Source organism: Cumulibacter manganitolerans, assembly GCF_009602465.1.
Lineage (GTDB): Bacteria > Actinomycetota > Actinomycetes > Mycobacteriales > Antricoccaceae > Cumulibacter > Cumulibacter manganitolerans.
Genome location: NZ_WBKP01000012.1, coordinates 23,039 through 40,833, shown reverse-complemented (window position 1 = coordinate 40,833; position 17,795 = coordinate 23,039). Strand labels below are relative to the sequence as shown.

Annotated in this window: 17 protein-coding genes; 4 read left to right on the top strand and 13 right to left on the bottom strand. The window is 72.6% G+C overall.

Annotation, left to right across the window (positions count from 1 at the left end):
• The 5 genes from F8A92_RS06695 to F8A92_RS06675 are packed head-to-tail and all read right to left on the bottom strand — an operon-like array spanning window position 1 to window position 4,847.
• Window positions 1-726 carry a CPBP family intramembrane glutamic endopeptidase gene (locus F8A92_RS06695; protein ID WP_153504385.1) on the bottom strand — a complete coding sequence of 242 codons (726 nt, stop codon included), beginning with the start codon at window positions 724-726 and terminating at the stop codon, window positions 1-3.
• On the bottom strand, window positions 723-2,066 hold the full coding sequence (locus tag F8A92_RS06690; protein WP_153504384.1) for a cryptochrome/photolyase family protein: 1,344 nt from the start codon (window positions 2,064-2,066) through the stop codon (window positions 723-725). Before F8A92_RS06690 ends, F8A92_RS06695 begins: the two co-directional genes overlap by 4 nt.
• On the bottom strand, window positions 2,063-2,827 hold the full coding sequence (locus tag F8A92_RS06685; protein ID WP_153504383.1) for an SDR family NAD(P)-dependent oxidoreductase: 765 nt from the start codon (window positions 2,825-2,827) through the stop codon (window positions 2,063-2,065). Before F8A92_RS06685 ends, F8A92_RS06690 begins: the two co-directional genes overlap by 4 nt.
• On the bottom strand, window positions 2,824-3,561 hold the full coding sequence (locus tag F8A92_RS06680) for a DUF1365 domain-containing protein (RefSeq protein WP_228389265.1): 738 nt from the start codon (window positions 3,559-3,561) through the stop codon (window positions 2,824-2,826). Before F8A92_RS06680 ends, F8A92_RS06685 begins: the two co-directional genes overlap by 4 nt.
• A gap of 11 nt (window positions 3,562-3,572) precedes the next feature.
• Window positions 3,573-4,847 (bottom strand): NAD(P)/FAD-dependent oxidoreductase, encoded by a 1,275-nt coding sequence (locus tag F8A92_RS06675; protein WP_153504381.1) that lies wholly within the window; start codon window positions 4,845-4,847, stop codon window positions 3,573-3,575.
• A gap of 217 nt (window positions 4,848-5,064) precedes the next feature.
• On the opposite strand from F8A92_RS06675, the gene F8A92_RS06670 reads away from it, so the two are divergent.
• On the top strand, window positions 5,065-5,958 hold the full coding sequence (locus F8A92_RS06670) for a MerR family transcriptional regulator (protein ID WP_153504380.1): 894 nt from the start codon (window positions 5,065-5,067) through the stop codon (window positions 5,956-5,958).
• Here F8A92_RS06670 and F8A92_RS06665 read toward each other — a convergent pair.
• Window positions 5,955-8,210: a molybdopterin-dependent oxidoreductase gene (locus F8A92_RS06665; RefSeq protein ID WP_153504379.1), complete on the bottom strand. Its 2,256-nt coding sequence runs from the start codon at window positions 8,208-8,210 to the stop codon at window positions 5,955-5,957. The genes F8A92_RS06670 and F8A92_RS06665 overlap by 4 nt on opposite strands.
• Before the next feature lie 90 nt (window positions 8,211-8,300).
• Here F8A92_RS06665 and F8A92_RS06660 point away from each other — a divergent pair, with 90 nt between their 5' ends.
• Window positions 8,301-9,014 carry a PaaI family thioesterase gene (locus F8A92_RS06660; protein ID WP_153504378.1) on the top strand — a complete coding sequence of 238 codons (714 nt, stop codon included), beginning with the start codon at window positions 8,301-8,303 and terminating at the stop codon, window positions 9,012-9,014.
• A 50-nt stretch (window positions 9,015-9,064) separates the two neighbouring features.
• Here the strand turns inward: F8A92_RS06660 and F8A92_RS06655 are convergent, their stop codons facing one another.
• From F8A92_RS06655 to F8A92_RS06630, 6 genes are all read right to left on the bottom strand, one after another.
• Window positions 9,065-9,379 carry a hypothetical protein gene (locus F8A92_RS06655; protein WP_153504377.1) on the bottom strand — a complete coding sequence of 105 codons (315 nt, stop codon included), beginning with the start codon at window positions 9,377-9,379 and terminating at the stop codon, window positions 9,065-9,067.
• Window positions 9,380-9,388: 9 nt separating this feature from the next.
• Window positions 9,389-10,054 carry a GNAT family N-acetyltransferase gene (locus tag F8A92_RS06650; RefSeq protein ID WP_153504376.1) on the bottom strand — a complete coding sequence of 222 codons (666 nt, stop codon included), beginning with the start codon at window positions 10,052-10,054 and terminating at the stop codon, window positions 9,389-9,391.
• 109 nt (window positions 10,055-10,163) lie between these two features.
• Complete coding sequence (locus tag F8A92_RS06645; protein WP_153504375.1) at window positions 10,164-10,958, bottom strand: SDR family NAD(P)-dependent oxidoreductase; 795 nt, start codon at window positions 10,956-10,958, stop codon at window positions 10,164-10,166.
• 49 nt (window positions 10,959-11,007) lie between these two features.
• Window positions 11,008-11,931 carry a homoserine O-acetyltransferase MetA gene (gene metA, locus F8A92_RS06640; RefSeq protein WP_153504374.1) on the bottom strand — a complete coding sequence of 308 codons (924 nt, stop codon included), beginning with the start codon at window positions 11,929-11,931 and terminating at the stop codon, window positions 11,008-11,010.
• Between the two features lie 93 nt (window positions 11,932-12,024).
• Window positions 12,025-13,203, bottom strand: coding sequence for a winged helix DNA-binding domain-containing protein (locus tag F8A92_RS06635; protein WP_153504373.1), 1,179 nt, complete (start codon window positions 13,201-13,203; stop codon window positions 12,025-12,027).
• Between the two features lie 114 nt (window positions 13,204-13,317).
• Window positions 13,318-14,121, bottom strand: coding sequence for a class I SAM-dependent methyltransferase (locus F8A92_RS06630; protein WP_153504372.1), 804 nt, complete (start codon window positions 14,119-14,121; stop codon window positions 13,318-13,320).
• Window positions 14,122-14,242: 121 nt separating this feature from the next.
• Here F8A92_RS06630 and F8A92_RS06625 point away from each other — a divergent pair, with 121 nt between their 5' ends.
• Both F8A92_RS06625 and F8A92_RS06620 read left to right on the top strand, forming a co-directional pair.
• On the top strand, window positions 14,243-15,790 hold the full coding sequence (locus F8A92_RS06625) for an acyl-CoA dehydrogenase family protein (protein WP_194291386.1): 1,548 nt from the start codon (window positions 14,243-14,245) through the stop codon (window positions 15,788-15,790).
• A 60-nt stretch (window positions 15,791-15,850) separates the two neighbouring features.
• On the top strand, window positions 15,851-17,032 hold the full coding sequence (locus F8A92_RS06620) for a M4 family metallopeptidase (protein ID WP_153504370.1): 1,182 nt from the start codon (window positions 15,851-15,853) through the stop codon (window positions 17,030-17,032).
• Window positions 17,033-17,090: 58 nt separating this feature from the next.
• Here F8A92_RS06620 and F8A92_RS06615 read toward each other — a convergent pair whose 3' ends face one another.
• Window positions 17,091-17,771: an alpha/beta hydrolase gene (locus F8A92_RS06615; RefSeq protein WP_153504369.1), complete on the bottom strand. Its 681-nt coding sequence runs from the start codon at window positions 17,769-17,771 to the stop codon at window positions 17,091-17,093.
• Between the last annotated feature and the right edge of the window lie 24 nt (window positions 17,772-17,795).

The following is a 17,795-nucleotide window of genomic DNA, read 5'->3' as shown; positions in this document are numbered from 1 at the left end:
TCACCTCGCGAGATCGAGTACTAGGGGCAGGAGCAGCAGCATCGCGACCGACCAGGTCACGTGCGTGATGATGGGGCCGAGCACGCCTCCGGTGACCCGCCGCTGCAGGGCGGTCACCACGCCGAGCATGACCGCGGCGAGCGACAGCAGCGGGACCCCGCTGCCCACGGTGGTCAGCCCGTAGAGCAGCGTCGTGATCACCACGGCCGGGACGCTGGCGCCGATTGCGGAGTAGAGCGCGCCGCGGAAGAACACCTCTTCGGCGATCCCGTTGACGACGGTCACCAGAACGACGAGGATCTGCGGGCCGGTGTTGTGCTCGAGCAGCGCCAGCACCGGGTTGCGCAGCCCGGGCAGCTGCGCGACGACGAGTGCGCCGGCCAGGAACAGCGCGATCAGCGCGGCGGCCAGCGCCAGCGACTGCACGACGGCGAGCGACCGGCCGCCCGCACGCGTTCTCGCGGTACCCAGCCGCAGCGGTCCCGACGCCACCGCGCCGACCAGCCACACCGCGGCGAGCACCAGCCCGAGGACGAAGAAGGCGGTGCTGCCGGGCTCGGTGCGGACCGTGAGGGTCAGCAGGACGGCCCCGGCGACGATGGTCAGCCCGGCGATCACGCGGCGGCGGGTCAGCTCGCGGCGTCCGACCGCCGGCGGCCGGGGCCGTACCGGCACGATGAGCGCCGCCGCGATGAAGCGGCGGAGCTCGGCGATCGGCGAGATCAAGGGCGCCGCGCCTTGAGCTCGTCGAGGCGCTGCAGGGCCTCCCGCCGCTCCTCGGCGTGGTCGACGACGCGCTGGGGGTAGCCGTCGCGGTAGCCGTCGTCGTGACGCCACGGCTCATGCGCGTCGGCGCCCTTGAGGTGCCTGAGCTCGGGCACCCAGCGCCGGACGTACTCGCCGTCCGGATCGAAGCGCTGGCCCTGCAGCACCGGGTTGAAGACGCGGAAGTACGGCGCCGCATCGGTGCCGGTACCGGCCACCCACTGCCACCCGTGGTTGTTCGAGGCGAGATCACCGTCCAGCAGGTGCTGCAGGAAGTAGCGGGCCCCCACCGGCCACCACACGTGCAGGTCCTTCACGAGGAAGCTCGCCGTCACCATCCGCAGCCGGTTGTGCATCCACCCCTCGGCCAGCAGCTGGCGCATGCCGGCGTCGACGAACGGATAGCCGGTGCGGCCCGTGCGCCACGCCTCGACCAGCGCGTCGTCGTGGTCGTAGCGGATACTGCGCAGCTCCGGCCGCCAGTCGCGCCACGCGGAGCCGGGGTCGTGGAACAGCACGTCCGCGTAGAACTCCCGCCACGCCAGCTCGGTGACGTAGCGGTCGGTGGCCTCGCGATGCTCGCCGCGTAGGTCGGCGAGGTCGGCCAGCAGCGTGCGCGGATGGATCTCGCCGTACTTGAGGGCGGCCGACATCCGGCTCGTCGCGTGCAGGTCGGGGCGGTCCCGTCCCTCGTCGTAGGAGGCCAGGTCGGTGTCCAGGAACTCGCGCCAGCGCCGCAACGCCGCCCGCTCGCCGGCGTCCACGCCGTCGATCGGGTCCAGCGGCTCGCTGGCGAGCCCGGTGCGCCAGCTGGGTCGGGCGTCGCCGGCAGGCTGCGGCCAGCCGTGCCGGGACCACGCCTTCCGGAAGGCGGTGAAGACCCGGTACGGCCCGTCGTCGCCGTTGCGCACCCGGCCGGGGGTGACCGCGTACGGGCTGCCGACGGCGACCAGCTCGCGACCGTCCGCCGCGAGCGCTCGGTGCACCGCGCAATCGCGGCGGCGGCCGTACGGCGTGGTCTCCGCGGAGATGAACACCCGCTCGGCGCCCACCTCGGCGGCGACCTGCGGGACGATGAGCGACGGGTCGCCGGTCCGGATCACCAGCGCGTCGTCGGTGCCGCCGCGCAGCGCGCCCAGGGACGCCTCGAGCCGGGCGGTACGCGCGCCGCCGGAGGAGGTGAGCGCCGGATCGCGCACGAACAACGGCAGGACGTCGCCGGCCACCTCGGCCGCGGCCTGCAGCGCGGGGTGATCACTCAGGCGCAGGTCCCGGCGAAACCACATCAGGGCGGTGCTCATCGACGCCTCCCTGCGGCGAAGCGGGCCGCGATCGCGTCCCATGCGCGCTGCGGCAGCAGCCTGGCCACCTTCATCAGCACCGCCATCGGCAGCGGGAAGACGATCTCGTGCCGCCCCTTCTCGAGCCCGTCGGCGATCGCGCGGGCCGCCTCGTCGGGATCGATGATGAACGGCATCGGGAAGGAGTTGGACTCCGTCATCTCGGTGCGCACGAAGCCCGGCGCGACGGTCGTGACGGCGACGTTGCGCTTCGCCAAGGAGGCGCGCAGCGACTCCAGCAGGACCAGCTGGGCCGCCTTCGTCGCGCCGTACGCCTCGGCGCCGGGCAGGCCGCGGTAGCCGGCGACCGAGGCGATTCCGACGATCTGGCCGGCGCCGCGGGCCACCATCTGCGGCACCACCGCGGCGAGCACGTTGTTCAGGCCGAGGAGGTTGACCTCCACGTGCTCGGCGAACGACTCGCGGTCCCACTGCAGGGCGTCCAGCTGCCCCCACATCCCGGCACTCCAGACCACCAGGTCGATCCCACCGAGCTGCGCCTCCACGCTCGCCGCCGCCGTGGCGACCGCCGCGGGATCGGTGACGTCGCAGGGAACGGTGACCATGTCCCCTCGCGACACCCCCTCGAGCCGATCCGCGCGGCGAGCGCTGATGGCGACGTGGGCTCCGCGGGCGCGCAGTTCGGTGGCGAGTGCGGCCCCGATGCCGCTCGAGGCCCCGACGATCCAGCAGCGTCGGTCGCGCAGTGTCACTGTGCTCATCGGACGGCCTCCGGGGAGTGCGGCGGTCGGGGCATGATCGGCAGTCGTCGCAACCATAGCCAGATTCCGTGCAGGCGGATCAGCGCACTCGTCCGCTGGGTCATGAGCGGGTGGGTGAGCGCCGCGCGCAGCAGCGCGGGGACGGTGGCTCGGCGCGGCGTGCCGCGCGTCGAGGCGCTGAAGGCGGCCTCGCCGTCGCGGGTGAGCGCGATCGTGGTCGAGACGACCTGATCGGTCAACCGGGTGCGGACGTCGTAGTGGCCGGTGACGTCGTTGAACGGCGAGACATAGAAGGTCTTCGGCAGCTGCGCGCGACCTGCGTCGTCGACGTCCAGCAGGTAGGCATGCCGCTCGCCGTAGGTGTTGTGCACCTCGAAGACGATGGCGACCACGGAGTTGTCGGGGCGCAGGCACCAGAACACGGTCAGCGGGTCGAAGACGTGGCCGAGGACCCGGGCGTTCGCGAGCATCAGCACGCGATCGTCGGCTGCCAGGAACACCCCTCGGCCGGCCAGGAAGCGGGCGAGGTCGCCACGGATCCCGCCGCCGAGGCGCGCGCCGTCGAGGTGGTCGGCCACGTCGAAGCGGGCCAGCGGCCGGATCCACCGGGGCAGCCGCGGCAGGTCCTCGACGTCCACCAGCCACTGGTAGGTCCGGTTGCGGAAGCCGTGGCGGATCGGCTGCCGCCGGGTGTGCCGCACCTCGCCGACGACGAGCGCCGGAACCTCGGGCACGCTGGCGATTCTCACCACGTCGCCCCGAACTTCGCGGCCGCCGCGATCCCGGAGCGGCAGCCGTCCTCGTGGAACCCCCAGCCGAGGTGCGCGCCGGCGAACGCCAGCCGGTCGCCGCCGGAGTCCCGCAGCCGCTCCGCCGCGGCCACCGCCGCGGCGGTGAAGATCGGGTGGGTGTACGTCATTCTCGCCGTCACCCGCTCCGGGTCGACCCGTCCGCTGGCGCCGAGCGTCACCAGGTGCTCGACGTCGTCGTCCAGTCCCTGCAGGCGGTTCATCCAGTAGCTCACGGTCACGTCGTCGGTGTTGCCGCGGCACGTGGGGAGGCGGTAGTTCCAGGAGGCCCGCGCTCGCCGCAGCGTCGGCAGCACCGACTCGTCGGTGTGCAGCCACGTCTCGTTCGTGGAGTAGCGGATCGCCATCAGGTCGGTCTTCTCGTCCGGAGTCGCGTCCGCCAGCAGGTCCAGGGCCTGATCGGCGTGGGTGGCCACGACGACCCGGTCGAACCGTTCCAGGCCGCTCGCCGAGCGGACGTCGACGCCGTCGTCGTGGCGTTCCACCGCCGTCACCGCGGAGCCGATCCGCACGTCGTCGAGCCGTTCGACGATCCGCGAGACGTAGGTGCGCGAGCCGCCGACCACGGTGCGCCAGGTGGGGGAGCCGGTGATCCGCAGCATGCCGTGGTGCTCGAGGAACTGGAAGAGGTGCCGTGCCGGATAGCTCTCGGCATCCTGGTGCCCGCACGACCACACGCAGGAGACCAGCGGTATGGCGAAGTGCTCGACGAAGTAGGCACCGTACGCCCCCCGCTGCAGGAACTGGCCCCACGTGAGCTCGAGGTCCGCCTGCTGGGTGCTGGCCAGCAGCCGGCGCGCGTCGCGGTGGAACTGCGGCACCTGGGCCAGCAGGCTGCGGAACCGGGAGTCCCGCAGCCGTCCCGGCTGGGCCAGGATGCCGCCGACGCCGCTGCCGCCGGCGTACGAGAGCCCGCACTCCTGGCACGAGATGCTCATGCTCATCTCGGCAGGGCGGGTCTGCACGCCGAGCTCACCGAACAGCCTCAGCAGGTTGGGGTAGGTCTTGTCGTTCATCACGATGAAGCCGGTGTCGATGTGCAGCGGCTGGGACCGCGACCCGGTCACGTCGTGGGTGTGGGCGTGCCCGCCGACCCGGCCGTCGGACTCGAAGAGCGTCACGTCGTGGTTGCGCCGCAGCAGGTAGGCGGCGCTGAGGCCGGACACTCCGGCGCCGATCACGGCGACGCTCGGCCGGGTGGGAACGGACATCGACGTCCTCCTGGTCTCTGGCGGTGCGTGCGCGCCCTGCGCATGCCCGGTGTTCGTCGCGGCCGCCGGATGCGGTTTGGTATGCGAGAACCTTCGACAAACTGTAGAAGGTCCGTGTAACCTTTGTCAAAGGATTGTCGAAAGTTGGAGGCGCAGCCCATGGTGCGGACGACATGACGGACCGCGCGGCGAGGTCCCGCCCAGCGGGGGCGGCGCGGTGCTGACGATCAAGGCAGCCGCGGCCCGGCTGGGCATCAGCGCCGCCACCCTGCGGGCCTGGGAGGGCCGGTACGGCGTGGTCACCCCCACGCGCAGCGAAGGCGGATACCGGCTCTACGACGAGGCCGACCTACGCGTGCTCGCCGAGATGGCGCGCCTGGTCGCTGCCGGCTGGACGCCGAGTCTCGCGGCCAGCGAGGCGCGAGCCCGCGTCGAGCGGCTACCCGACGTCGATCCGCCGCCCGGCGCGCGGGCCCCCCGGCCCGAGCTCCGCGCGGAGCTGCTGGCGGCCGCGGCCGCGCTGGACGCCGAGCGGCTCGCCGCCAGCCTGGACGAGATGTTCGCGTCCGGCGGCCACGAGACCGTCGCGGACACCCACGTCCTTCCGGCGATGAGAGCCCTCGGTGAGGCGTGGGCAGACGGCTCGGTCAGCGTGGCCGGCGAGCATCTCGCCTCCAACGCCGTCATGCGCCGGCTGGCCGTCGGCTTCGAGGCAGCCGGCGCGCACGAGACCGGGCCACGCGTGCTGGTCGGCCTGCCGCCGGGCGCGCGGCACGAGATCGGCGCGCTGAGCTTCGCGATCGCCGCCCGCCGACGCGGCCTGTCCGTCGACTACCTCGGCGCCGACCTGCCGGTCGCCGACTGGGTGGCGGCGGTCGCCGCCCGCGAGGCGACGGCGATCGTGCTGGCCGTGCCACGGGCGGGCGACGTGCCGGCCGCGCAGCAGCTCGTCCAGGCCGTCCAACACGCCCACCCGGGCACGCTGGTGGCGCTCGGCGGGGCACAGCAGGACGTCGTGGGCGGCGCCACCGTGCCGCTCGGTCACGAGGTCGGCGCGGCCTCCCAGGCGCTTGCCCGGCTGATGGCCGAGCAAGGCGGCGCAGCCGGCTAGCCGGCGATGCGCGGCGGCGACCACACGGTCACCGGCGGCGGGCTGCCGGCGTACTTCTCGACCTGCACCTGCACGTGCTGTCCGACGTTGCCGCGGCTGAACTTCGAGGTCGGGATGTCCTTGAGCAGCACGTTGGGGTTGCCGTGCATGCAGTTGCCGTCGTCGTCGGGGTCGTACCAGGCACCCGTCGAGAGCTGTACGACACCGCGCATCAGGTCCTCGGACAGCATGGCCCCCGCCAGGCAGAAGCCGCGCGGGCTCGAGACCTTCACGACGTCGCCGTCGGCGATGCCCCGCTCGGCCGCGTCCGCGGGATGCAGGCGGATCGGCTCGCGCCCGGCCACCTTCGACGCGGCCGAGTAGCCGCCGGGATCGAGCTGGCTGTGCAGCCGCGTCTTGGGCTGGTTGGCGATCAGGGCGAGCGGATAGTCGGCGCGGTTGGCCCAGTCGTCCGGTGCCTTCCAGGTCGGCGTCCCCGGGCAGTCGTCGTAGCCGAACTCCTCGATCTCGTCCGACTGCAGGTGGATGCGCTTGCTGGGGGTGCGCAGCGGCGCGCCGGTGGGATCGGCGCGGAACTCGCTGTGCATCACGCGGTCGGGATCGGACTTGGGGACGTCGATGGGCCGGCCGCCGCCCCAGAACTGCTCCCACGTCGGCAGCTCGTGCCCCCGGGAGGCGTACTTCGCGACGAACCGCTCGTACATCCACTGCAGCCACTCGATGACCGTCTTGCCCTCGGAGAACGCGTCATCGCAGCCGAGCCTGCGCGCGAGCTGCTGGAGGATCCAGTAGTCGTCGCGCGCCTCCCGGTACGGCTGGACGATCTGGCGCATCGGGACCAGCTTGTCCTCGGTGACCGCGGCCCCGAGGTCGTCGCGCTCGATCGAGAGCGTCGCCGGCAGCACGATGTCGGCGTGCCGGGCGGTGGCCGTCCACGCCGACTCCTGGACCACGAACGTATCGATGCGGCTGAATGCTTCGCGCAGCCGCTTCAGGTCCGGGTGCGCGTGGAACGGGTTGCCGCCGGCCCAATAGACCAGCTTGATGTCCGGGTAGGTGAGGGTCTTGCCGTCGTAGGAGTACTGCCGGCCGGGCTGCAGCATCATGTCGGAGATGCGGCTGACGGGGATGAACGTCCGGACCGGGTTGTGCCCCTTGCTGAACGTCGGCAGCCCCAGCGCCATCTCGCTGTGCCCGACCCGGTTGGTGCTCGCGTAGCCGTGCCCGAAGCCGCCACCGGGCAGGCCGATCTGCCCGAGCAACGCGGCCACGCACACGCCGAGCCACATCGTCTGCTCGCCGTACTGCTGGCGCTGCATCGACCACGACATCGTCAGGAACGTGCGCTTGGCTGCCATCTCGCGGGCCAGCTCGCGGATCTGCTCGGCCGGCACGCCGCACTGCTCCGCCGCCCACTCGGGGGTGCGCCCCTCGAGGGACTGGGCGAACAGGTCGAAGCCGACCGTGTAGTTGGCGATGAACTCCTTGTCGTACAGATCCTCCTCGACGAGGGTGTGCGCCACCGCCTGCAGCAGCGCGCCGTCGGAGGCCGGACGGACCGGGATCCAGCGGCCCTCGACCGGCAGGTCGTCCCGCAGCGGCGAGAGGCTGACCACCTCGGCCCCGTTGGCGCGGGCCTGCTCCAGCCAGCCGACCAGGTCATGGCGAATGGCGCCGCCGTTGGCGATGCCGGAGTTCTTGCGGGCCAGACCGCCGATGGCGACGATGAGCTCGGCGTTCTCCGCGATCGACTTCCAGGTCGTCGCCTTCGTCTCCCACTGCGCCTCGGTGGCGATGACGTGGCTCAGGAACGGCGCCGAGGCGCCGAAGCTGTAGTTGTTGACGTGCCCGACGTAGCCGCCGGCCGCGGACAGGAAGCGCTTGAGCTGGGACTGGGCGTGGTGGAACCGGCCGGCGCTGGACCAGCCGTAGGAGCCGCCGTAGATCGACTCCGGTCCGGGCCCGTCGTACAGCCTGCGCAGCTCGGCGGCGACGAGGTCGAGCGCCCGGTCCCAGGAGACCGGCACGAACTCGTCGCGGCCGCGCCGCTCGCTGGGCCCCGGGCCGTTCTCGAGCCATCCGCGGCGCACGTACGGCCGGTCGATGCGCGTCGGGTGGTCCTGCATCGCGACGACGTTCTCGATGATGCGGTGCGGGTCGGGGTCGTCGGAGTACGGCGTGACGGCCGTGATGCGCCCGTCCTGCACCTCTGCCTCGAACGTTCCCCAGTGGCTGATGTGGATCGTTCCCATACGCCGAGGGTAGCCCGGCGGGCAACCCCGGGAGCCGGCCGTGGCCGCCCCGCGCGACGCCGACGCGCCCGGCTGGCGGACAATGAGCGGGTGTCAGATGGATTCGTGCCGGTCACTGTCGAGGTCGAGGACCCGGAGGGGCTTCGCGAGAAGGAGCGCGCCCACGAGGCGCTCGCGGACGCGGTCCGCGAGCTGCTCGACGCGACGATCCGCACCCGCGTCGACGTCGCCGACCTCGACGCGCTGACGGCGGAGGTCCGTGCCGTCGGCCGGCGGCTGCTCGCGGACGCGCACGACGGACCGGTCGGGCTGCAGGTCAGCAGCGACGGGCGGCTGCGCGACCCGGGCAATCCCGCGGTCGGCCGCCGCAACGCGTTCGCGCCGCCGCTGCGGATGGAGCGGGACAAGGCGGCCAAGCGGGTGACCTGCCGGTTCAACCTGGGCGCGGCCTACGAGGGGCCGCCGCGGCACGTGCACGGCGGCGTCCTGGCGCTGGTGCTCGACCAGGTGCTCGGGTCGGTCCCGCCGCTGGCCGGCCGGCCGGGCATGACGGCGTCCCTGGAGGTCTCGTACCGGCGACCGTCGCCGCTGCAGCAGGATCTCACCGCCGAGGCCTGGCTGGAGCGGGTCGCAGGCTGGCGCACCTACGTGCGCGGCCAGGTGCTGGACGCAGAGGGCCGGGTGACGGTCGAGGCGTCGGGCCTGTTCATCGTCCCCCGGTTCGCCCGCGACGCGCTCAGCGTGCCGATGAGCGATGCCGCCGACTACGACCCGACGGACACCGACCCGCGGGCCGGCGCATAGCGCGGTCGATGCTCGCCGGCGTCATCCGCCGCGCCCCCCGAGCGGGTCCGCTACTCCGGGTCGGCCAGCGCCTTGATGCGCCCCGGGAGCTCGGCCACCATCGCCCGGTCGTCGTCGTAGCCGTCGGCGCCGGCGTCCGCGAACGGATCGGCGACCTGCGTGATGTAGTTGACCGTCTCGGCGATCACGGTGCGTTGCTCGGTGTTGTACGACGCCCAGTTGTCGAGGTAGGGCCGGACGTCGGCGTGCAGCCCGAGCACGGCGTACGGCTCGAAGCCCGAATCCTCGGCGGCGCGGCGCTCGATGTCGGCGGTGTGCTGGGCGAGCCGCTCGAGCAGCTCGTTCGGCGTGGACAGATCAGACATGGCTCCACACTACGAAACCTCGCGCGGCCCCGTTCGGGCTTTCGCTGCCAGCCGAATGCGCAACGCCGCACGCGCGGCCGGCCAGTCGTCGTCCGTCATGCAGAACTGCACGGTGTCGCGCCAGCTGCCGTCGGGGCGGATGCGGTGCTTGCGCAGGATCCCCTCCTGCACCGCGCCGAGCGCGCGCACCGCTGCCTGCGAGCGGGCGTTGTTGATGTCGACGTGCCACACCACCCGTGCCGCACCCAGCTCGTCGAACGCCCGGCTCAGCAACAGCAGCTTGGCCTCGGTGTTGACACCGCTCGCCCAGTACGGCTTGGCGATCCACGTCCAGCCGATCGCGAGGGTGCGCACGGCCGGATCGATGTCGTAGAAGCTGGTCATCCCGATCGGCGCGTCGTCCCGCGGCGTGGTCTGCGTGAAGCACACCGACTGGCGATCGTCCTGCCGCTGCAGGTGCGCCCGCACCACCGCGCGCGCCTGCTCGGCATCGCGCGGCCGGGCGACGGTCATCCACGCCCACACCTCCCGAGCCGTGGCCTCGTCGCCGAGCAGCGCCGGCCACGCCTCGGCGTCCGCGAGACGCAGCGGACGCAGCGTGACGTGGCCGCCGCGCAGGGTGGGGCGCGTGAACCAGGCGGCCGGATCGTCGGCCGGCCTCGCCGGTACACCCATGGCACGTCCTCTCCGACGATCTGCGGGGCTGCGGGTGACGATATCGGGCGGCGAGCGTCACCGGCTGCCCCGCAGATCCGCCGGCGGGCGGGTGGACGTCGGTGAGGGGCTAGTTGGGTGGCTCGAACCGGCCGTCGATCGCGGTCCAGCCGCCGTCGACGAACAGCACCGAGCCGGTCACGAAGCTCGCGGCGTCGCTGGCGAGGTAGACCGCCGCGCCGACCATCTCGTGCGGCGCCGCCCAGCGGCCGAGCGCGGACTTCTGCGCGTACGCGTCGTTCCACGCCTTGTCGTCGCGGATCTGCTGGGTCAGCGCGGTGGTGACCACGCCGGGGGCGATGGCGTTGCAGCGCACCCGCTGCGGGCCCAGCTCGGCCGCCGCGGTGCGCAGCAGCTGGATGACGCCGGCCTTGGTGGCGGCGTACACCGACTGCCCGGGCTCGACGGCCACCGCCCGGATCGACGAGAAGCCGATGATCGAGCCGCCGTTCGGGCGCCGGGCCATCGCCGACCCGAACGCCCGGACCAGGTGGAAGGACGCCTTGAGGTTGAGGTCGATGACCCGGTCCAGCTCCTCGGGCGAGTAGTCGACGACCCGCTTGCGCACGTTGGTCGCGGCCGTGAAGACCAGCACGTCGAGGTCGGGGTGCTCGGCGGCCGCCCGGTCGATCTGCGTGACGTCCAGGACGTCGAGCTCGATGGCCGTGCCGTCGGCGAGCAGCGCCGCGGTCTCCCGCGCGCCGTCGAGGTTGCGATCGGCGACGACGACCTGGGCGTGGTGGTCGGCCAGCCCCCGGGCGACCTCGCGGCCGATGCCCGACGCGCCCCCGACCACCATCGCGCGCTTGCCGGTCAGGTCGAACAGGGAGGCGTAGCTCGCCGGGGCCGCGGTCGGGTCGGTCATCGCTGAGGGTGTCCTCTCGGTCGGTGGATCCGGGTCGCGTGGGCGCGGCTCAGTCGCGGCGCATCGCCCTGCGGTCGAACGGCGTCTCCTGGTACACGCAGTAGTTCAGCCAGTTGGCGTACAGCAGGAAGCCGTGCCCTCGCCACCGGATGACCGGCTTCTGCGAGGGGTCGTCGTTCGGGAAGTAGTGCTTGGGCACCGCGATCTGCTGGCCGCTGGCGAGGTCGCGCCGGTACTCCAGGTCGAGCGTGTCGCTGTCGTACTCCGGATGCCCGGTGACGAACACCTGCCGGCAGTCGGGCGTGGCGGCCAGGAAGACGCCGGCCTCCTCGCTGATCGCCAGCAGCTCGATCTTGCCGGTGGCCTCGATCTCGTCCGCCCGGACGTCGGTGTGCCGCGAGTGCGGCGCGACGAACCGCTCGTCGAACCCGCTGAGCAGCTTCGCGCGCGGCTTGAGCACCTCGTGGTCGAAGACCCCGAAGATCTTCTCCGGCAGCTCGTGCTTGCCGACGCCGTAGTGGTGGTACAGCGCCGCCTGCGCTCCCCAGCAGACGTGCATGGTCGAGAAGACGTGGTCGCGGCTCCAGTCGAGGATCTGCGTCATCTCCGGCCAGTAGCCGACGTCCTCGAAGGGCAGCTTCTCGATGGGCGCGCCGGTGATGATCAGTCCGTCGAAGTACTCGTCCTGGACGTCCTCCCAGGTCGCGTAGAACGCGTCGAGGTGCGCCGGCGAGGTGTTGCGGGACTCGTGGGTCGCCATGTGCAGCAGGGTGACCTCCACCTGCAGCGGGGTGCTGCCGAGCATCCGCAGCAACTGCGTCTCGGTGGCGATCTTGAGGGGCATCAGGTTGAGGATCGCGATCTTCAGCGGTCGGATGTCCTGATGGCTGGCCTGCTCATCGGACATCACGAAGATGTTCTCCGCCTCGAGCGTGGCGCGCGCGGGGAGATCACGAGGGATGTTGACAGGCATGCCACACATCTTCCCACTCCGCGCGGTCGGCGCAACGTCGCCGTGTGGTGATCTGCGGGGCAGTGGTGCACGATCGGGCGCGGATAGCGTGCGCTACTGCACCGCGGAACGCAGCGTCAGCGGGGACTTGTAGATGTTTCGGATGACGACGCCGTCCAGGAAGGCGGTGAGCCGTTCGGCCTCGGCCTCGAGCAGCCGGCGGCCCGCGGCGGGGATCGGCTCGACGGGGACGACCTGGACGCGGCCCGCGTCGTCCTGCACCCAGCAGCCCACCACGCGCCCGTCGAGCCAGGCGGTCGAGCCGGCGTTGCCGTTGCCGTCGAAGAGCTCCGGGACGTACGCCGGCGGCAGGTAGAAGTCGCGCACCTTCCAGCCCATGGTGCTCGGGTCGAGTACCGGCAGCAGCGCCGCCCAGCCGCCGTCCGGCTCGTCGGGCTGGTCGTCCCCGGGCAGGACGTAGCCGGTGGCGCCGGATTCCAGCTCGACGGTCTGGGCTGCGACGTCCGCGAGCGCGGCGCGGACGGCGGCCTTCGTCGCGCCGAGCCACCACGCCAGGTCGGCCTCCGTCCCGGGGCCGAAGGCGCCCAGCCACCGGCGTACCAGCTCGGCGTAGCCGCAGCGTTCGTCCAGCGGTTCCGGACGCTCGCCCAGCCAGCTCTCGGTCAGCATCCAGCGCGGCCGGGAGGTGCGCCAGTGGCCGTCGTTCTCGCCGCGGACGATGCGGCCCTCGGCGCCGAGGAGGGTCAGCACGCGCGGCGCGAACGGCGTCGACACGTCCCACTTCCGGGCTCCCGCCACCGAACGCCCGTCGAGCTCGGGCAGCTGCTCGCGCAGCTCCCGGGCGGTCAGCGCCTCGCCGTCGGCGAGCCGGGCGAGGACGGCGGCGCACGCCCGCTCGACCCACGCCGGGCCGTCGTCGGTGACGCCGTGCTTCTGGACGTCCTTCGCGATCAGCACGCGCTGCTGGGCCGCGACGCGGGCGGAGGCGCTGCCGAGCGTCGCCGGCAGCAGGTCGCGCGGGAACGCGAACAGCGTGCGGCGCATCGCCAGCTGCTTGACCAGGCTGCGCTCGACGTACAGCGCGCGATCGACGTCCGCGGCGGACACGCCGTCGGTGCGGGCGGCGACGGCGAGATGGACGGCGTGCGCCTCGGTGGCGTGCAGGGCGCCCAGCGCATCGGCGACCGCCGCCGGGGAGCCGAGCCGATGCCGCGGGTGGATCGCGTGCCGGCGGGCCAGCCGTGCCCGCCGGGCCTCGTCGCTGAAGAGCATGCCTGCAGTATCGCCGTCCGCACCGACAGCCGAGCCCTTCTGCGGGGCAGCCGGTGACGGTATCGGGGCGCTAGCGTGTGCCGCTGCCCCGCAGAGTGTCGTCGCGGGGGCGGGTCAGGCGGTGGCCGTCGCGATGTTGGCCAGGATCCGGCCCTCGTACGGCGCGGTACCCAGCCGCTGCTCCAGCAGCGCGGTGACCGCGTCGGTGACCTGGGGAAGGGACAGCCCCCGCTCGGCGAGCACGTTGGCCATCGGCGTGCCCTGGCAGTGCGCGAGCGCGATCTCGCGGGCGGACGCCGGGGCGTTGCGGTAGCGCACCTCCCGGACCTCGACGTCCCGCAGCCCGGCGCCCTCCAGCTCGTGCCGGATCAGCCCGGCATCGGTGTAGCCGAACGGGACCCGGCGGAAGAACACCGGCGGGTCGTCCGGGTACAGCTCGCGCAGCGCATCCTCGACGACGAGCGCCACCTCGTTGTCCTCCAGAGCGCCCCAGGTCGCCGTGACGAACCGGCCGCCCGGCCGCAGGACCCGGCGGACCTCGGCGTAGGCGCCAGGGCGGTCGGGGAAGAACATCGCGCCGAACTGGCACAGCACCGCGTCGAAGGACCTGTCGTCGAACGGCAACGACTGGGCGTTGGCCGGCCGCCAGCGCACCCGGTCGGACTCCGGCAGCCTCTCCGCGGCGCGGGCGAGCATCGCGGGGTTGAGGTCGGTGGCGGTGATCCTCGCCTGGGGCAGCACCCGGTGGATCGTGCGGGTCAGCACGCCCGTCCCGGCCGCGGTCTCCAGCACGTCACGCGGTTCGCCGGCGCTCGCGGCGCGCGCCACTTCCTCGGCATAGTCCAGGAACACCATCGGCACGAGGACCGAGTCGTACAGCTGCGGGATGGATCCCGCGAACACGTCGTCGGCGGACATGCGCTCAGTATGCGCGGGGGGCGACTTGATCACCAGGATCACACTTACGACACCGTAACCTACGGCTACGGTACCGTAGGTTATGCCGAGCCCCGAGCTTCCCAAACCCCCTAGGAGTGCGATGACGGCGACAGCCGACCGAGTCCTGACCACGAGCGCGTCCGCGCGCGACAGCGCGATCGCGGACTTCCTCGCGAACCTCGACGAGACGGTGAACCGCGTGATGCGCGGCCGTGTCGACGCCGACTTCATGGAAAGCAACCGCGGCCTGCCGCCGTTCGTGCTCCGGGACATCATGGCCGCCAAGCCGCTCTCCGCGTTCATCCCGGACCAGTACGGCGGCTTCGGCGACTCGCCGGTCGCGATCCAGGGCATGCTCGACGTGATGTCCTACCAGTCGATGTCGCTCGGCCTGATGATGGGCATCAACGGCGCCCTCTTCATCCAGCCGGTCGCGAAGTACGCCGACGAGCAGGTCGGACGCCGCGTGCTCAAGCGGATGGCCGCCGGCCACGCGATGGGCGGGCTGATGATCACCGAGCCGGACTTCGGCACCGACGCGCTGTCCATGCAGACCGCCTGGCGCCAGGACGGCCAGAGCTACACCATCCAGGGCACCAAGCACTGGGCCGGGCTCACCGGCTGGGCCGACTACTGGCTGGTCATGGCGCGCCCGATGAACGAGGACGGCGGCCTGAGCCAGGGCGTCGACCTGTTCATCTGCGAGCAGGACCACGCCGACCAGCGCATCGAGGTCATCAGCCGCTACCCGAACCTGGGGCTCTACGGCCTGCCGTACGGGCGCAACAAGGTCGACGTCCGGGTGCCGCTCGATCACCGGCTCGACGGTGGCCGCGGCGGCCTGCGGATGATGCTCGACATGCTGCACCACAGCCGCATGCAGTTCCCCGGCATGGCGATCGGGTTCCTGCGCCGGATCGCCGACGAGGCCGTGCGGCACACCCGCGAGCGCACCGTCTCCGGCTCGCCGCTGATCGGCTACGACCAGGTGCAGGCGCGGGTCGCGCGGATCCAGGGGCGGCTGGCGCTGGTGTCGGCGCTGAGCCTGTACGCCGCGGAGCACGCCGCGGCGGACGTCGACCTGTCGCGGGCGGCCGTCGCGTCCAACGCCGCCAAGACGGTGTGCTCGGACTACATGCACGACGCCGCGCAGTCGCTGCTGCAGCTGGTCGGCGCCCGCGGCTACGCCACCGACCACATCGCCGGGCGCAGCGTCGTCGACGCCCGACCGTTCCAGATCTTCGAGGGCTCCAACGACGTGCTCTACGCGCAGATCGGGGCGAAGACCACCGACCAGATGCGCAAGCGCGGAACCAGCGACCTCGGGGCGCAGCTGCGCGCCGACTACCCGGAGGGCGTCGACCTCGCGAAGCTGGGCGCCGAGCTCGACGTCTCGCTGCCCGATCGCCCCAGCCAGCGCCGCATCGTCGACGTCGGCTTCATCGTCAGCCGGTTGCACGCCCTCGGTGCGCTCGCCGAGCTCGCGACGCGCGGCTTCCCGCCGGACCACGTCGCCGCCGGAGCCGCCACCGCGGGTGAGGAGATCCGCGGGCGGCTCACGGCGCTCCGCGACGACCTGGCGTTGCGCCCGGCGGAGGCCCAGCTCGGCGTGGCCTCCTGGATGCCGTACCTCAAGCCCGGCGTCTGAGGCCTGCGGCGGCGGTTCGCGGCGTCGCGAGGTGTCGGTGACGGGGTGCATGCTGGGGCGATGAACACCACGCCGGCGCCGCACGTCTGCGGCATCATCCCGCCGCACATCCTGCGGCGCCTGGCCGAGTCGGACGACGAGCGGGTCGTCCGAGCGGCGCAGCGCACCCTCGCGATCGGCATCGAGGTGATCGGCCGCCGCGAGGTCCGCGGCGCACGGGCCGACCGCCGCGGGCTGCCGCGGACCGCCGGGCTCGTCCCGCCGGACCTGCAGGAGCGCGCGCAGCGCCGGGTGAGCCCCGAGCGCCCCCGAGCCGGCGGCGAGCCGGCCACGGCGACCCGTCCGCCCGCGACTCCTCGGCGGTCGGTGTACGACGCCCTGCAGAAGACCGACCTGCCCGGGCACTTGGTACGCGCGGAAGGCGCGGCGCCCTCCGGTGACGAATCGGCCGACGAGGCCTACGACGGCCTGGGAGCGACGTGGCGGCTGTTCCACGATGTGTACGGGCGTGATTCCCTCGACGGCCGCGGGCTGCCGCTGATCGCCAGCGTGCACTTCGACCGCGACTTCGACAACGCCTACTGGGACGGCGAGCAGATGGTGTTCGGCGACGGCGACGGCGTGTACTTCCAGTCGTTCACCAACTCCGTCGACGTCATCGGGCACGAGCTGACCCACGGCTTCACCCAGTACACCGCCGGGTTCACGTACGTCGGGCAGTCCGGTGCGCTCAACGAGTCCCTCTCGGACTGCTTCGGCTCGATGGTCAAGCAACGCGTGCTGCGCCAGCAGGCCGATGACGCCGACTGGCTGATCGGCGAGGGGCTGTTCACCGCCAAGGTGCACGGCGTCGCGTTGCGCTCGATGAAGGCGCCCGGAACCGCGTACGACGACCCGCACCTGGGCAAGGACCCGCAGCCGGCCTCGATGTCCGGGTACGCCGATCTTCCGCACGACGAGGCGCACGACAACGGCGGCGTGCACATCAACTCCGGGATCCCCAATCGCGCGTTCTACCTGGCCGCGACGGCCATCGGCGGCTCCTCGTGGGAGGGAGCGGGGCCCATCTGGTACCACGCCGTCCTCGAGGGCGGCCTTCCGAAGGACGCCGACTTCGCCCGGTTCGCCTCGGCCACCCTCACGGCGGCGCAGACGCTGCACGGCGCGGAGTCCGCCCAGTACCGGGCGGTCGAGAAGGCCTGGCGCGAGGTGGAGGTCGACGTGACGCCGAGCCCGGCCTAGCCGAGGCGGTTCAGCCTTCGGGCCGGCGGGAAGCGCCCGGCACGCGGGCCCGGAGCGGTCAGGCGTCGAGGTAGCCGACGAGCCGGTCGACCAGCTCGTGGGGGCGGCTGCGCGCCACCAGATGGCCGCCGGGCATGAAGTCGGCCGTGATGCCGAGCCGGTCGCGCGCGATGCGCTGCTGGAAGGTCGCCGGGAACATCCGGTCCTCGGCGGCGACGAGCACGTGGATCGGCACGTCCGGCCACGCCTCGAACGTGCACGGCTGCCCGAACGGGGTGGCGGCCGGCTCGCGGTCGGCGCCGCGCATCTCCGCCACGGCCTGCGGCGGCAGATCGTGCAGGAACAGCTCCTCGATGCTCAGCTCGGCCGGGAGCCCGGCCGCCGCGTTCGCGGCGCGGCGGGCGGCCTCGGCGCCGGTGGTCTGGAACCAGTCGGCGGGTGACTCATCCGGCAGCGGGATCATCGCGTTGAGCAGCACGATGCGGCGCACGGCCTCCCGCTGGGCGACCATCGGAGCGGTGAACCCGCCCATCGACTGAGCCACGAGCACCACGTCGCGATGCGTGCCGATCGCGGCATCGGTGATCGCGGCGTACTCCGGGAGCCCGAGGGCCGGGTCGTCCGCCTGGATCTCCACCGGCACCCCGAGATGCCCACGCCGGCGCAGATCGGCGACGACGTCGCCCCAGTAGGCGAGGCCGGCGCCGCCGGCGCCCGGGATCAGGATGAATGTCGCCATGCGGACCTCCGCTCGTCATTCGGG

Bases quoted from the DNA above. Each gene is read 5' to 3' on its own strand.
- F8A92_RS06690 (WP_153504384.1), bottom strand. From the start codon at position 2,066: ATGAGCACCGCCCTGATGTGGTTTCGCCGGGACCTGCGCCTGAGTGAT.
- F8A92_RS06685 (WP_153504383.1), bottom strand. From the start codon at position 2,827: ATGAGCACAGTGACACTGCGCGACCGACGCTGCTGGATCGTCGGGGCC.
- F8A92_RS06675 (WP_153504381.1), bottom strand. From the start codon at position 4,847: ATGTCCGTTCCCACCCGGCCGAGCGTCGCCGTGATCGGCGCCGGAGTG.
- F8A92_RS06665 (WP_153504379.1), bottom strand. From the start codon at position 8,210: ATGGGAACGATCCACATCAGCCACTGGGGAACGTTCGAGGCAGAGGTG.
- F8A92_RS06655 (WP_153504377.1), bottom strand. From the start codon at position 9,379: ATGTCTGATCTGTCCACGCCGAACGAGCTGCTCGAGCGGCTCGCCCAG.
- F8A92_RS06650 (WP_153504376.1), bottom strand. From the start codon at position 10,054: ATGGGTGTACCGGCGAGGCCGGCCGACGATCCGGCCGCCTGGTTCACG.
- F8A92_RS06645 (WP_153504375.1), bottom strand. From the start codon at position 10,958: ATGACCGACCCGACCGCGGCCCCGGCGAGCTACGCCTCCCTGTTCGAC.
- metA (WP_153504374.1), bottom strand. From the start codon at position 11,931: ATGCCTGTCAACATCCCTCGTGATCTCCCCGCGCGCGCCACGCTCGAG.
- F8A92_RS06635 (WP_153504373.1), bottom strand. From the start codon at position 13,203: ATGCTCTTCAGCGACGAGGCCCGGCGGGCACGGCTGGCCCGCCGGCAC.
- F8A92_RS06630 (WP_153504372.1), bottom strand. From the start codon at position 14,121: ATGTCCGCCGACGACGTGTTCGCGGGATCCATCCCGCAGCTGTACGAC.
- F8A92_RS06625 (WP_194291386.1), top strand. From the start codon at position 14,243: ATGACGGCGACAGCCGACCGAGTCCTGACCACGAGCGCGTCCGCGCGC.
- F8A92_RS06620 (WP_153504370.1), top strand. From the start codon at position 15,851: ATGAACACCACGCCGGCGCCGCACGTCTGCGGCATCATCCCGCCGCAC.
- F8A92_RS06615 (WP_153504369.1), bottom strand. From the start codon at position 17,771: ATGGCGACATTCATCCTGATCCCGGGCGCCGGCGGCGCCGGCCTCGCC.